This is a genomic window from Herpetosiphonaceae bacterium, assembly GCA_036374795.1.
GTDB lineage: Bacteria > Chloroflexota > Chloroflexia > Chloroflexales > Kallotenuaceae > LB3-1.
Genome location: DASUTC010000203.1, coordinates 16,955 through 30,138 on the forward strand (window position 1 = coordinate 16,955; position 13,184 = coordinate 30,138).

The 13,184-nt window shown below is 63.2% G+C and carries 10 protein-coding genes; 4 read left to right on the forward strand and 6 right to left on the reverse strand.

Annotated features, from left to right (window positions below; translation table 11 throughout):
- The first annotated feature begins 36 nt into the window (after positions 1–36).
- Together VFZ66_15405 and VFZ66_15410 are read left to right on the forward strand one after the other, a co-directional pair.
- On the forward strand, positions 37–1,038 hold the full coding sequence (locus VFZ66_15405) for a VWA domain-containing protein (protein HEX6290575.1): 1,002 nt from the start codon (positions 37–39) through the stop codon (positions 1,036–1,038).
- 301 nt (positions 1,039–1,339) lie between these two features.
- Entirely contained in the window at positions 1,340–2,800 is a 1,461-nt protein-coding gene (locus tag VFZ66_15410; GenBank protein HEX6290576.1) for a glycoside hydrolase family 32 protein, read from the forward strand.
- A 263-nt stretch (positions 2,801–3,063) separates the two neighbouring features.
- Here the strand turns inward: VFZ66_15410 and VFZ66_15415 are convergent, their stop codons facing one another.
- Positions 3,064–3,786 (reverse strand): methyltransferase domain-containing protein, encoded by a 723-nt coding sequence (locus tag VFZ66_15415; protein HEX6290577.1) that lies wholly within the window; start codon positions 3,784–3,786, stop codon positions 3,064–3,066.
- A gap of 235 nt (positions 3,787–4,021) precedes the next feature.
- On the opposite strand from VFZ66_15415, the gene VFZ66_15420 reads away from it, so the two are divergent.
- The gene (locus VFZ66_15420) at positions 4,022–4,612 is read left to right on the forward strand and encodes a TetR/AcrR family transcriptional regulator (GenBank protein HEX6290578.1); all 591 of its coding nucleotides are present in this window, start codon (positions 4,022–4,024) and stop codon (positions 4,610–4,612) included.
- Positions 4,613–4,672: 60 nt separating this feature from the next.
- Here VFZ66_15420 and VFZ66_15425 read toward each other — a convergent pair whose 3' ends face one another.
- From VFZ66_15425 to VFZ66_15435, 3 genes are all read right to left on the reverse strand, one after another.
- A complete protein-coding gene (locus VFZ66_15425; GenBank protein HEX6290579.1) occupies positions 4,673–4,870 on the reverse strand; it encodes a hypothetical protein in 198 nt (65 codons plus the stop codon).
- 312 nt (positions 4,871–5,182) lie between these two features.
- The gene (locus VFZ66_15430) at positions 5,183–5,845 is read right to left on the reverse strand and encodes a hypothetical protein (protein ID HEX6290580.1); all 663 of its coding nucleotides are present in this window, start codon (positions 5,843–5,845) and stop codon (positions 5,183–5,185) included.
- Between the two features lie 74 nt (positions 5,846–5,919).
- Positions 5,920–6,471 (reverse strand): matrixin family metalloprotease, encoded by a 552-nt coding sequence (locus tag VFZ66_15435; protein HEX6290581.1) that lies wholly within the window; start codon positions 6,469–6,471, stop codon positions 5,920–5,922.
- Positions 6,472–6,929: 458 nt separating this feature from the next.
- On the opposite strand from VFZ66_15435, the gene fxsT reads away from it, so the two are divergent.
- Positions 6,930–9,446 carry an FxSxx-COOH system tetratricopeptide repeat protein gene (gene fxsT, locus VFZ66_15440; protein HEX6290582.1) on the forward strand — a complete coding sequence of 839 codons (2,517 nt, stop codon included), beginning with the start codon at positions 6,930–6,932 and terminating at the stop codon, positions 9,444–9,446.
- Between the two features lie 65 nt (positions 9,447–9,511).
- Here the strand turns inward: fxsT and VFZ66_15445 are convergent, their stop codons facing one another.
- Together VFZ66_15445 and VFZ66_15450 are read right to left on the reverse strand one after the other, a co-directional pair.
- A complete protein-coding gene (locus VFZ66_15445; GenBank protein ID HEX6290583.1) occupies positions 9,512–11,359 on the reverse strand; it encodes an ABC transporter ATP-binding protein in 1,848 nt (615 codons plus the stop codon).
- Between the two features lie 30 nt (positions 11,360–11,389).
- Positions 11,390–13,051, reverse strand: coding sequence for an ABC transporter ATP-binding protein (locus VFZ66_15450; protein HEX6290584.1), 1,662 nt, complete (start codon positions 13,049–13,051; stop codon positions 11,390–11,392).
- Positions 13,052–13,184: the final 133 nt, after the last annotated feature.

Below are 13,184 nucleotides of genomic sequence, written 5' to 3' on the forward strand. Positions count from 1 at the left end.
GGATTGCGATCGTAGGTGGGTAGCGGGGAGGCGTTGATGGACTGGTTTTGGCCTGGTTTTTTGCCGCTGCTGGGATTGATGCCGCTGCTGGTCGCGGCCTATCTCTGGGTGCTGCGTCGGAAGCGGCGCTTTGCCGTGCGCTACTCCAGCCTGAGCTTGATCCGGGCGGCGCTGCCGCGCTCCGCCCGCTGGCGACGGCACCTGCCCTTTGCGCTGTTCCTCCTCGCGCTCACGAGCCTGGTGCTTGCGCTCGCGCGACCCGTGGCGATCATCAGCGTTCCCACCAGCCAGACGACGATCATTCTCGCGCTTGATGTATCACGCAGCATGCTCCAGGACGACATTCAGCCCAGCCGCTTAGCGGCGGCAGAGGATGCGGCGCGCTCGTTCATCCAGAGTCAGTCGCCGGGAACGCAGATTGGCATCGTGGCCTTTGCCGCGTTCGCGGAAATGATCCAGCCGCCGACTACCGATCAGGAAGCCCTGGAAGCGGCGATCGACAGCCTGAGCACCGGGCGCGGCACGGCGATCGGCAGCGGCATTCTTGAGGCGATTGATGTCATCGCCACTATCGACCCGAGCGTCGCGCCGAGCATCGCCGAGGGAGACAGCGTCGATCCTCCTGATCCGGTGCCAGGCGGCGCGTATGCGCCGGCGATTATCGTGCTCCTGACCGATGGCGTTGCGACCACCGGGCCTGCGCCACAGGCTGCTGCCCAGCAAGCCGCTGATCGCGGTGTGCGGGTGTATACCATCGGGTTCGGCACCGAGCGCGGCTCCCAGCACTGGGGCGGCCCGCGAGGACAGTTTCGCCGGGGCATCGATGAGGACACGCTCAAGCAGGTGGCGGAGCTGACGGGCGGACGGTATTACGCGGCTGCCAGCGCCGACGAGCTGCAAAGCGTGTTTCGGAATGTGCCAACATCCCTGATTACCAGGCATGAAACCATGGAGCTGACGGTCGTCGGCGTCGCGCTCAGCGTCCTTCTGGCTGCATCGGCAATGGCCTTGTCGCTCCGCTGGAATCCGCTGCTTTAGCATCAAGCTTTTCATAGGGACGTTGGTGGCAGACGTCGGTCGCCGCGAGACACTGCACCGGAGCGGATGAAGCCGTGGCGGAAGGTACGGCGTTCTACCAGCTCACTACGCGCTTGATACGAATCACCGTCGCCGGGACGATGGAGGCCCAAGCGGGCCATTGGTCTACCGGCACCACGCGCAACAGTTCCGCCGCGTGCGGTGTGCATACGAATCAGGCTCCCGATCTTCGCCTGCTGGATCACGTTCGATCCGGGGTATATCCGAAGTATCACGACATCGGGGATGAAAGGGGAAGCGCATGTCTATGGAAAACCTGACACGTGCTGGGCATGTGTCGCTGGCAACGGACCCGCACCGGCCACGCTATCACTTCCTGCCGTCGGCGAACTGGATGAACGACCCCAATGGACTCATGCATTGGCAAGGGCAGTATCACCTGTTCTACCAGTACAATCCCCACGGTCCCTTTCACGGCACGATCCACTGGGGACACGCGCTCAGCGAGGATCTCGTCCACTGGCGGCATCTGCCCATCGCGCTGGCACCAGATCCAGGTACTGCCGACGAGGACGGCTGCTGGTCGGGCGTCGCCGTGGACGATGACGGCGTGCCGACGCTGATCTATAGCGGGAACCGCGATGGCGTACAGCGCGCGTGCCTGGCAACCAGCACCGATGGCCTGCTGACCTGGCAGAAACATCCTGGCAACCCGGTCATCCCAGAGCCGCCGACGGATCTCCATCTGGTGGCCTTCCGCGACCACGCCGTCTGGCGTGAGGAAGACACGTGGTACCAGCTTATGGGCGCGGGCCTCGAAGGAGCGGGTGGCACGGTGCTGCTGTACCGCTCGCCCAACCTGCGTGATTGGGAATACCTCCACCCGCTCCTGGTGGGTGATCAACATCGCTTTGAGCCAATCTGGACGGGATCGATGTGGGAATGTCCTGACTTCTTCCCCCTCGATGGTCGGCAGGTCCTGATCACCTCGATCTGGGACCGGGAACGGCTGCATTACAGCACGGCCTTTGTCGGCAGCTATCGCGACCACCACCTTATCCCGGAGGTCGAGCATAAGCTCGACTATGGCGACCGGCACTTCTACGCGCCACAGTCGTTCAGCGATGCTCAAGGTCGGCGGATCATCTTTGGCTGGATGCATGAAGCGCGCAGCATCGAGGCACAGCTTGCCTGCGGCTGGTCAGGAGTGATGTCGCTGCCGCGCGTCCTCGCGCTTGGGGCCGATGGGCACGTCTGCATGCAGCCCGCGCCTGAATTGGCCGCGCTACGCGCTCAACACATGCGCTGTGGCCCGATCACCGTGTCAGCGGGCCAGCAGGTCGATGTTCCTGGCGTGACCGGCGACATGCTGGAACTGCTGGCTGAGTTCGCCCCCGGTGGCGATGGCGTATGCGGTCTTGTGGTGCGCCGCGCGCCCGACGGATCGGAGCAAACGCGCATCGCCTACGACGCCGCACAGCGCCAGCTGATCGTCGATCGCAGGCACGCGAGCCTTGATCTGACCACCGATCATAACGCGCACATCGCGCCGCTCCCGATTGCGCCGGGTGATCCACTGCGGCTGCACATCTTCCTCGATCACTCGGTGCTTGAAGTCTTTGCCAACCAGTGTGTCACCATCAGCAGCCGGATCTACCCGACGCGAGCGGACAGCCTCGGCGTGGCACTCCTCGCGGAGGGTGCTCCCGGACAGCTCGTGGCGCTCGATGTGTGGCAGCTGCGCTCGATCTGGGAATCATGACAGCGTCACCCCGGAGCTTCCGTTCCACAGGCGAGGTCACGCACAGGCTGGAGGCGCGCAGATACACCTATGACCGATACGTTGCATGATCGACGTGCGTACGCGGTGATCGAGGCGGGGGACGAGGTGGGTCGGTGCCGTTGGGGTGCGGCACAGCCGAAGCAATGAACTCCTCTCGATCGCGCACACCTCGGCACTATTGGCGCAACGCGGCTCCATCCAGTACGCCACGTGGGTGCCGTACGAAGACCCTTCGCGTGGCCCTAGCCTTCGCTTGCGGTGATCGCACGTGCGTCTGCGGGTTTGCATGCCCTGACAAAGCCTGCTCCTGGGAACGCAGAGAAGCGTGAAGCATGCATCTCCTCCATGACCACCTGCGAGAAACCGGCGTCCGCGACCAAGCCAGCCAACGCGAGCAGGCTGCTCCCCCCGGCGTGAAAGCGCCCCGTCTGGCCCGCGCGTTCCTGCGGAGGCTTGAAATCAGCAATGACCAGGCGGCCCCCTGGTTTGAGCACCCGAGCGATTTCTGCAAGGCCCTGCTGTTTGCGGCTCGCAGGCACATGATGCATCATCAAGGTTGAGAGCACCACATCGAACGTCTGATCGGGAAAGGCGAGCTGCTCGATCACCCCGATCTGGAACTCAATCGGCACATGATGCCGCGTCGCTTTCGCGCGGGCACGGGCAATTTGCTCTGGTCCAGGGTCAATGCCAACGACGCGGCCTGTGCTGCCCACGTGGCGCTGGACGTGCAGCGCGAGCGTTCCCGTACCACAGCCCACATCCAGCACCTGATCTCCTGGGTGCAGGCGGGCGAGGGTGGCCGTCCGCTGCCTGAGTGCCCGGCCCCTGCCCAGGAACAAGCAGGTGTCTATGACCCATTCATGCAGGTCGTAGCGCCAGCCGCCCGCGAGGCTGAGCCCGTTGGTTTCGTTGGTCGGCGCCTCGCCCGCTGGGCGATGGTGGTGACGTGCGAACCGATGCATAGCTCGTGCTCCTTTCAGAGAAACCTGCTCGCTTGTACATGGATTGACTCACGCTGCGCGTGATGCAGGCACGCACAGGTACCGCTGAGTCAGAACTATGAGTTGACAGGTTGCTTCGTTCGAGACATACTATCTCAAATGGATAATCCTGTCTTACGTCAAGTGTAGTCGGATGCGGGTCCAGAAGCAAGGATCAATCGGGAAGAAGTGTCCCATATGAGACACGGAGCGCCAGATGACTCAGCCGGGCAAGAACCTCCGTCTCAGACGGATGCAGAAGCTATTGCGGGAGGCCCTCATTGAGCTGATCGGGGAGCGGGGATTCGACGCGCTCACCATCGGCGAGCTGACCGAGCGGGCAATGGTGAGCCGGGCCGCGTTCTATCGCCACTATCAGGATAAATACGATCTGGTAGACCAGATCTTTGAGGAAGCCATGAGCGCCCTGCGCGCAGCGGTCGGAGATCTGGGGCGAGCACATCCCCCCGAGATCTGGGTGACGTTCTTCGAGCATATCGCTGAATACGAACGGCTCTATCGCGCGCTCCTCGGTAAGACGGGTAGCCCCTGGTTTGTGCGGAAGATGCGTGCGGCGCTGGCTGACCTGATCAACGAGCGCGGGCACCTTCCGCATGGGCCAAACGCCGCCGATCAATCCGTCCACACCTGCTCAGCTACCTTGGTCCCAGACCTCGTATCGGCACTGTTTGTGGAAACCATCATCTGGTGGCTTGAGCAGGGCAGACCTTATACGCCGAGAGAGATCGCCACACGCAGCGCCCGACTTGCCGCGGCCCTCTTCAACGAAGCGAGCACCTGGGAATGACCTCAGGCGCACCAGGACGACGATTGAGCAGCGCGCCCAGCCGCTGGTTAAGCGTGGTCGTCATCGACGGCGGCACGATCCGCGTCCGGGTCCGGCCCTACCGACCTGATTATCCTGATCCGCGCTCATAAAGATGCGTCCTTCCAGGTGCAGTGGAATGATCAGCCCCTCCAGCGCGAGCAAAAGATCCTGGTCAAAGGCCGCCGCAGCCGCGCGCGCTTCCAGACGATCCCGGTGGTGGAGCGGTGGCCTGCCCACGCAAACTCCTCGCCGGAAGCTCCGTGCTGGCTCGGTGTCGTGGGGGGCTTCGGCGACCACCTCGCAGCACGAAAGAACAACCGGCAACAGGCGGAACGGGCCGTGCGGTGTTTGGCATCAAACCGGATGACCTACCTCGACATGCCCGATTCCTACCCCGCACCTGCCTGCTAACGGTACAGAATCAATGCGGCCTGTTGTGTATGGCAATGCGCTTGAGCGAATTATGCAACAAAGCCGCGTGGAGCGAGATACGCCGCTCGGATGACGTGCCTTTCATCCAAGCGGCGCACCTCGCTTATGTGCTCTGGCCTACTGTCGTGACTCGATCAGATCTTGGACCTGCGTGATCAGCTCGTCCGATGTGAGCCTCGGAAAGGCGGTATTGGCCTCGGTTGCAGGACTTTCCGGTACGGCCATGCCCGTATGTGGCAAGGTAAAGCGCCAGGGGTAGCCATACCCCGTGACATAGGCGGGATGAGCGCCCATCTCCGGCAGGTCATAGAGGAAGAACATATACCGTCCTCCCACCTGCATCGGGCTATGCTCATACTCCGATTTCGCCCGCGCAATGTCGGCCTCGGTTGGAGTGATTGGCTGTCCACTCCCGGTCAGCATCCCTTCCGGCTGTAGGACGTTGAGCATCATTGGCGCTTGTTCTTGATCCGGGACGCCGCCTTTCAGGTAGCGCTCGACCGCAACCGTGTAGGACTGGCCCACCACAAACGTATACGGATCGGCTCGGGTGCTGTCTTCGGCACTCCGCGCCATGTTGACCGTGGTGCCAACTGCCTGCACCTCGCCAATGATAATGATAGGGCTGTTCTCAACTCGCTCGCGCAGTGATTGCACGGTCACGTAGTCGCCTTCACGATGCACCATATCACGGGCTGCCAGCAGCGCGGACGTGCTCAGGAACGTCACGATCACCACGGCGATCAGTCCAAGCGTGTTCATAGAGATCGAGCGACGCATACACTATACTCCTCTGATAAAAGCCTACGATGTGAGTCAGGGGGAACGTTCACGGTGATCATGCGATGTGTCCGCTAGTACTTCGCATTGATCCCATCGATATCATCCTGCTGCGGCGTGTATATGAGGTCGCGATTGCGTCCCGTCCGCATTAACGCCTGCGCAACATTACTATCCGCAAGCCCTAGGCAATGCCCGAGCTCGTGTCCAGCGGTGCTGCGACGCTGATTTGCCGTCGTGGAATATCCAGCGTAGGTGTTGCCGAAGCTTAAGCATTTGGAAGCCAGGCTGGTTGCGGCGGAGTAGGTTGTTCCGTTCTTGCCAAAGAGATTATCCGCAGCACTATAGGTGTTAAACTCCGTGGCTGCCGTTGCATCATAGGAGAAGGCCACGATGGTTGGTGTGTTATACCAATCATTCGTTGCGCTTTGGAACGCTGTTTTCCAGGCTTGCTGGGTTGTGGACAGGTTTGCTCCAGCTAAGTTCGCGCCCCATTTGTACTTGACCGGGAAACTCAACCAATACCAGGATTTCAGGACGTAGGCCTGAGCGGACGGAGCGGCCCCAGCGGCAAGGCTAACGCCCAGCAGAACAGCAACCAGGAACCGATACGTTTGACGATACATGAGAGCCTCACATTCTAACGCATGTGTTGATCCACAAGGGAACGATCACCGAGATCATGGTCCGAACCGACGATTATGAATACCGTTCGAGGGGAATGTGTCCTTCGCCTGCTGCTCCTTTCCTCGTGCATACGCATTGTGTTCAGCGCTGACGTATTACACCATGCCAGTCCCAGGTCGTGGTATCAGTTTGTGATAGCAGAGTGATACTGTTCAGTGATACTGCTCAGTGATATCCGTGGCGATCGCCACCGACCAGGCTGCGCGGACGACAATCGCGCCGGTCCGGGATGGAGCCAGAACCACCTTGCCCGGCGCACCTGGTACGGCAGGTGCGTTGGTGTGGCGCCGAATGGTGCTAGACTCCGGACTGTGCGCTGCCGTGCGTACAGAGCAGCGCATGCCCCCCAATGCGTTGCGGTCCATGCTTGTTGGGTTATCGCTTGGGGAGCTGTGCCATGACCGATCGAGATGAGGAAGCGTGGTCGCTCGGATCGTGGGTGCGCCGACGGCGGAAAGCGCTCGATATGACGCAGGCCGCACTCGCCGACCGCGTGGGCTGCGCGGTCGTCACCATTCGCAAAATTGAACAGGACGCCATGCGCCCATCGCGCGTCATGGCGGAACGGCTGGCCCGCTGTTTAGCCCTTCCGCCGGACGAGCAGGCGGTGTTTCTTCAGGTGGCGTGTGGCGAGCGCAGTGTGCGGCGCTTACCGCTCCCGCTCGCCAGCGCGGACCTTCCCCGGCCCGTGGCCTCCGAACCGTCGCAGCGCTGGCCCGCTGCTCCGGGTCCTCTTCCACGCCCCGCACCATTGCCATCCGGTTCGCGCATGCCGCTGAGCCGCAATCCCCTGTTCGTGGGTCGAGAGTCGGATCTCCGCCAGCTCGCGGCTGTGCTCCACGCAGGCGATACCGGTGCCACGGGGCACCTAGAGATTGCTGCTGCAACGGGCCTGGGCGGCATCGGCAAGACGCAGCTCGCCTGTGAGTTTGTCCATCGCTACGGGCACGCCTTTGCAGGCGGTGTGTTCTGGCTGAGCTTCGCCGATCCGGCTGCCATCCCTGCGGAAGTGGCGGCCTGTGGTGGGGGTGACGGTATGGATCTCAGCCCGGAGTTTGACACGTTGCCGCTCGATACGCAGGTGCAGCGGGTGCTCGCGGCCTGGAAACAGCCACTCCCGCGCCTGCTGGTCTTCGATACCTGCGAGGACGAAGCGCTGCTCCTTCAGTGGCGGCCCACGCATGGCGGCTGTCGGGTGCTCATCACCAGCCGCCGCCATCACTGGGACGCCGCGCTCGGCGTGCAGACCTGCCCGCTCGATGTGCTGCCGCGCGCCGAAAGTCTTATGCTGCTCCGCCAGTTCCGCCCTGATCTGGCGGCGGACGATGCCGACCTGGAGCGGATTGGCGCGGCACTGGGCGATCTGCCATTGGCGCTGCATCTGGCGGGCAGCTTTCTGGCGAAATACCGCCATGCGATCACGCCGGCCCACTATCTCGAGCGGCTCCAGGGTCCGACGCTGCTCGACGATCGCTCCCTCCAGGCAGCAGGCGTCTCGCCAACGCTGCATGTGCAGCATGTGGCGCGGACCTTCGCGCAGAGCTACGAACGCCTCGATCCTGCCGATCCGACCGATGCGCTGGCGCGCACGCTCCTGGCGCACGCCGCCTGCTTCGCGCCGGGTGAGCCGGTGCCGCGCTCCTTACTGCTCCAAACGCTTGATCGGTTCGGTGATGACCCCGATCGCAGGTTCCTGGCCGAAGACGCCCTCACGCGCCTCGTCGACCTCGGGCTGCTGGACATCACGGCGGAGGGCGCGCTGCGTCTGCACCGCCTGGTGGCAACCTTTGCTCATGCGCTGCTGGTCGATGCCACCGCCCGGGCGGCGGTAGAAGCCACGATGCTGCGCGTGATTGACGAGCTCAACGCGAGTCAGAATCCCCGGTCTGTGCTGGCGGTCCAGCCCCATCTGCGCTGGATGGCCGGGGCAGCCCAGCCGCGTGCGGATGCCCGTTCTGCGGCGTTAGGCAATGCGCTGGGCTATCATCTCTGGCAGCTCGGAGTCTATCCTGAAGCCCAGGGCTACCTGGAGCAGGCGTTGGCGATCCGCCAGCGCCTCCTAGGGCCGGATCATCCCGATACGGCTATGAGTCTCCATAACCTGGGCAATGTGGTCAAGGAACGAGGACACTATACCGAGGCGCAGGGCTACCTGGAGCAGGCGTTGGCGATCCGCCAGCGCCTCCTAGGGCCGGATCATCCCCAGACCACCCAAAGCCTTAATAACCTGGCTGTGGTGTTCTATCATCAAGGACAGTACAGCGAGGCGCAGGGCTACCTGGAGCAGGCGTTGGCGATCCGCCAGCGCTGCCTGGGGCCGGATCATCCCCAGACCGCGCGGAGCTTCAACAACCTGGGCGTCTTGCTGCGGGCACAAGGACAGTACGCGGAGGCGCAACGTTGCCACGCGCAGGCGCTGGCGATCCGGCAGCGCGTACTTGGTACGAACCATCCTGAGACGGCCTACAGCTTCAACAACCTGGGCGACGTGTTGCAGGCCCAGGGGCAGTATGCCGAGGCGCAGCAGTATTATGCGCAAGCGCTGGTCATTCGCGAGCACCTGCTCGGTACCAACCATCCTGAAACCGCGCGGAGCTTCCATAGCCTGGGCGAGGTGCTCCGCGATCAGGGGCAGTACCGCGCGGCGCAAGGTTCCTTGGAACAGGCGTTGGCGATCCGGCAGCGCGTGCTCGGGGCGGATCATCCCGACACGGCCAGAAGCCTGCGAAGCTTAGGTGAGTTGCTGTACGCACACGGGGAGACAACGCTGGCGCACCAGTATCTTGAGCAAGCCGTCGCCATCTTTGCGCACCGGCTCGGCCCCCATCACCCCGACACCGAGCAGACTCGCCGCGCGCTCGTGGCCCTCGTTGCCGGGCATGTAATCGCTGATTCAGGATGTGACCAGTGGTAGCGCGAGCCAGTCGTTTGCGGTGCGTGGTAGCCTGCTGCGCCTATTCAGGCGCAAGGCCAGGCGCTTTAGCCCTGGGTAGACGACTGATCCTTTTCCGCACGCCACAGCTCGCGCAGCTCCATGCTCGTGGCAAGCAGGTCATCGAGACGCCCCTGCGCCTCGATGTGACCATCTTTGAGGACGATAATCCAATCAGCTCGTTGTAATGCGGCGCGGCGATGCGACACGGCGATGACCGTGATGTGATCGGCTGTTGCCGCCAATCGTTCCCACAGGCGCCGCTCGGTTTCAACATCGAGCGCGCTCGAAAGGTCATCGAAGATCAGCAACTCCGGCTCTCGAACAAACATCCGCGCGGCTGCGGCACGCTGCATCTGCCCGCCGCTCAGCCGTACGCCGCGCGGCCCAACCACCGTTTCCAACCCGCGTTCCAGCTTCGGCACATCACGGTCGAGCACCGCTTTGTGGAGCGCCGCCTGGAGCCGCTCGCCGTCGCTCGTGGTCCGATCATGCAGCCCCATCAACACGTTGTCGCGCAGGGTTTCGCTGAACAGCCGTGGAACCTGCGGTGTGTAGGCAACCTGGGGCGGGGTCATAAACGCTGCCAGGTCGTCGACTCGTCGGTCGTTCCACCAGACAGTGCCAGCCTGCAGCGGCAACAATCCGAGGAGTGCGCGCAGCAGGGTGCTTTTGCCGCTGCCGATCCGCCCGGTGATCACTATAAACTGCCCGCGCGTGACGTGGAGAGTGCCCCCCTCGACACCACGATCGCTGCCGGGGTAGCGATAGGTCAGCCCCGTGACCGTGAGCGTCCGGAGCGGCTCCTGAGCAGGCGTGGCGGTCGCGGGGATGGCCGGGAGCCTACCACGCATCCGCACATCGCTGTCGTGCTGCGTCAGCAGCCTGGCCGGGGCGCCTTGCAACAGCTCGACGGCGCGCCGCAATGACACGCCGACCTGCTGGTATTTCGTCACGTAGCCACCGACCATCCCCATGACGAACGCCATCCAGCCGAGATACGAGGCGAACAGCGCAAAATCACCAACGGTGAGTCGGCCCTCCTGCAACGACTGTGCGGCCAGGATCAGCAACACGCCGATAGCGATGTTCGTCGCCCCAAACGAAAATGCGTTGATCAGGTTGGTCAGCAGGTGATCGCGCAATGCCGCAGTCCGCCGGAGTTCGTTGACACGTTGCAGATGCGCCACTACGTGCGTTTCCGCCCCGGCAACCTTAACCGCCTGCACCGCGCCGAACACCTCGCCGAGCAGCCCGGTCACGCGCCCGATCGACTCCTGATTTGCCTTCCGGTAGCGCCGGATGCGGTTGTTCAGCCCGTTGACCACGGCCAGGATGACGACCAGCGGCAGAAAGCCAAGCACCGTGATGCGGAGATCGATCCGCGCCAGGGTGACAAACGCGATCCCAAACGTCACCACCTGCCCGACCGGGTCTGCCGTCCAGGTCATAAACACACTGATATGCATCATGTCATCGCGGAGCCGGCTGACCGCCTCACCCGGTGATGAGTCCGGCGGCAATGCATTTGCGCCGGGCCGCGCCAGCATGCTTCGGAGCAGGTTGTGCCGCATCAGTGTCTCGGCCACCAGCATGATCGCTTTTTCACCAAACGGGTAGGCGAGCGTCGTGACCGAACGGGCGATCGCGACCCCGATCAGCACTGCCGCCAGCGCCCAGATCGTCGCGTGGGCGTCATCGGTGAGCGGCATTTGGCTCGAAAGCTGGTCGAAGATCTGCCGGATGAACATCCCCGGTACCAGCGGCCACAGATAGAAGCTGATGATGCCCAGCGCGCTGAGGATGTAGAGCCCCGGTCGAAATGCGATCAAGCGCACGACCTGGAACCAGGCCGATGGCAGGGTGTCTGGCTGCGCGATCTCACGCCTATTCATGCATTGATCCTTCTGCTCACGCGCGGCGCGTCAGGCCAGCGCGTCTTCCATGCCGACCCGCAGCAGTTGCGCAAAGCGTGAGTCGGGATCGCGCACGAGGTCGGCGCGTCGCCCGCACTCGCGCACCCGCCCATCCTCCAGGATCAGCACGTGATCGACGCGCTCGAGCGTGCCAAGCCGGTGCGCAATGATGATCGCGGTGCGTCCACGCAGCAGCTTCGTGAGCGCCTGGTCGAGCCGCCGCTCGGTGGCCGGGTCGAGCCGCGACGACGCTTCATCGAGGATGATCAGCCCGGGATCGCGCAGAAAGGCACGGGTAAAGGCCAGTAACTGCGCCTCTCCCGCCGACAGCCCTGCGCCACCCGAGGCCACCAGGGTGTCGAGGCCACGGGGTTGCGCGCGTACCCAGTCGCCCATACCAAGCATGTCCAGCGCCGCCCAGATCTGGGCATCGGCGATGGTTGGGTCGAAAAAGGTCAGGTTATCGCGCACGGTCGCGCTGAACAATTGAATATCCTGGGTGACGATGGCGACCCGTGTGCGCAAATTGGCGTTCGGCACACAGCGAAGATCGACGCCGCCGAGCCGGACCGCGCCAATAGTCGGGTCATACAGGCGCAGCAGCAGCCGCGTCAGCGTGGTTTTGCCGCTCCCGGTGCGCCCGACCACCCCAAGCGAGGTGCTGGCCGGTATATGCACCGACACCTCGCGCAGCACGGGTTCATCGTCGGGATAGGCAAAGCTCACGCCATCCAGATCAACCGACAAGGACTCGTGCGGAAGGAGTGTTCCCCGTTCCGCGTCAACAATCTGCGGTTGGGTGACGAGGAGCTGCTGCACCCGCGCGATGCTCGCCATCGCCTGCTGCATGTCGTCGAGCTGCCGCATCAATTCTTCGACCGGGCGGTTAAGCATCGTGGTGTACGCGACGATGAGATACACCTGGCCGATCGTCAACACACCGTCGAGCGCGAGCAGCGCCCCAATCGTCAGCGACAAGATGGCCCCAATCTCGATCGCCGTGTTCAACGAGCGCCAGCTGATCACGCCGAGCAGCGCCCGGATGACGCCGGCGTGGAAGAGCGCCCGCGAGCGCTCGATATGGCGGCGCAGCACATAGCCCACCGCTCCGTTCGCGCGGATGTCTTCGGTTCCCGACAACCGTTCTTCTAGCAGACCAAACAGCTCGGCGCTCGCCTGACGCTCCTTGACGCTGTAGGTTGCCAGGGGCCTGGTCACGACGCCGGCGCAAACCACCGCGACACCTACACTTACGACGCTCGGTAGCCCGACACGCCAATCAAGGAGGAAGAGCAGCGCAACCACGCCCGCCAGGAGCACGCCGTTGAGGATGACCTGCACCGCGAACTGCGACAGGAAGTTTTGGAGCTTGCTCACATCGCCGTCCACACGTTCGATCAGCTCACCGGGCGTGCGCGTGGTATGGAAGCCCATGTCGAGCGTCAAGCAATGGATGGTCAGGTCGGCGCGAATGCGATTGGTCGCGATCAGGCCGATGTTGTGTGCCATGTATTGCCAGCCCACCAGCGTCCAGCTCTGGCCGAGCGCCACCGCGAGATAGGCCACACCGATCCACAGCAGCGTGCGCAGCTCCGCGTGGCGCGTCGCGCTATCAATAAAGGTCTGCACGACACGCGGCAGGCCCAGCTGCAACGCGAGATCGATGAGCATCAACGTTGCCAGGATAGCCAGGTGCGTTCGTTGCGGTGCGAGGTAGGTTTGGAGCAAGCGACGGTACGACGTGGACGGTGCCGACATAGAGTTTCTTTCAGTGCGATCGTGCTCCAGGCACGATTGGGAACAC

What these genes read in the sequence shown, in the direction of transcription:
- VFZ66_15430 (HEX6290580.1), bottom strand. Translation starts at nt 5,845, where the DNA reads ATGCGTCGCTCGATCTCTATGAACACGCTTGGACTGATCGCCGTGGTG.
- VFZ66_15405 (HEX6290575.1), top strand. Translation starts at nt 37, where the DNA reads ATGGACTGGTTTTGGCCTGGTTTTTTGCCGCTGCTGGGATTGATGCCG.
- fxsT (HEX6290582.1), top strand. Translation starts at nt 6,930, where the DNA reads ATGACCGATCGAGATGAGGAAGCGTGGTCGCTCGGATCGTGGGTGCGC.
- VFZ66_15435 (HEX6290581.1), bottom strand. Translation starts at nt 6,471, where the DNA reads ATGTATCGTCAAACGTATCGGTTCCTGGTTGCTGTTCTGCTGGGCGTT.
- VFZ66_15450 (HEX6290584.1), bottom strand. Translation starts at nt 13,051, where the DNA reads ATGCTCATCGATCTCGCGTTGCAGCTGGGCCTGCCGCGTGTCGTGCAG.
- VFZ66_15415 (HEX6290577.1), bottom strand. Translation starts at nt 3,786, where the DNA reads ATGCATCGGTTCGCACGTCACCACCATCGCCCAGCGGGCGAGGCGCCG.
- VFZ66_15420 (HEX6290578.1), top strand. Translation starts at nt 4,022, where the DNA reads ATGACTCAGCCGGGCAAGAACCTCCGTCTCAGACGGATGCAGAAGCTA.
- VFZ66_15445 (HEX6290583.1), bottom strand. Translation starts at nt 11,359, where the DNA reads ATGAATAGGCGTGAGATCGCGCAGCCAGACACCCTGCCATCGGCCTGG.
- VFZ66_15410 (HEX6290576.1), top strand. Translation starts at nt 1,340, where the DNA reads ATGTCTATGGAAAACCTGACACGTGCTGGGCATGTGTCGCTGGCAACG.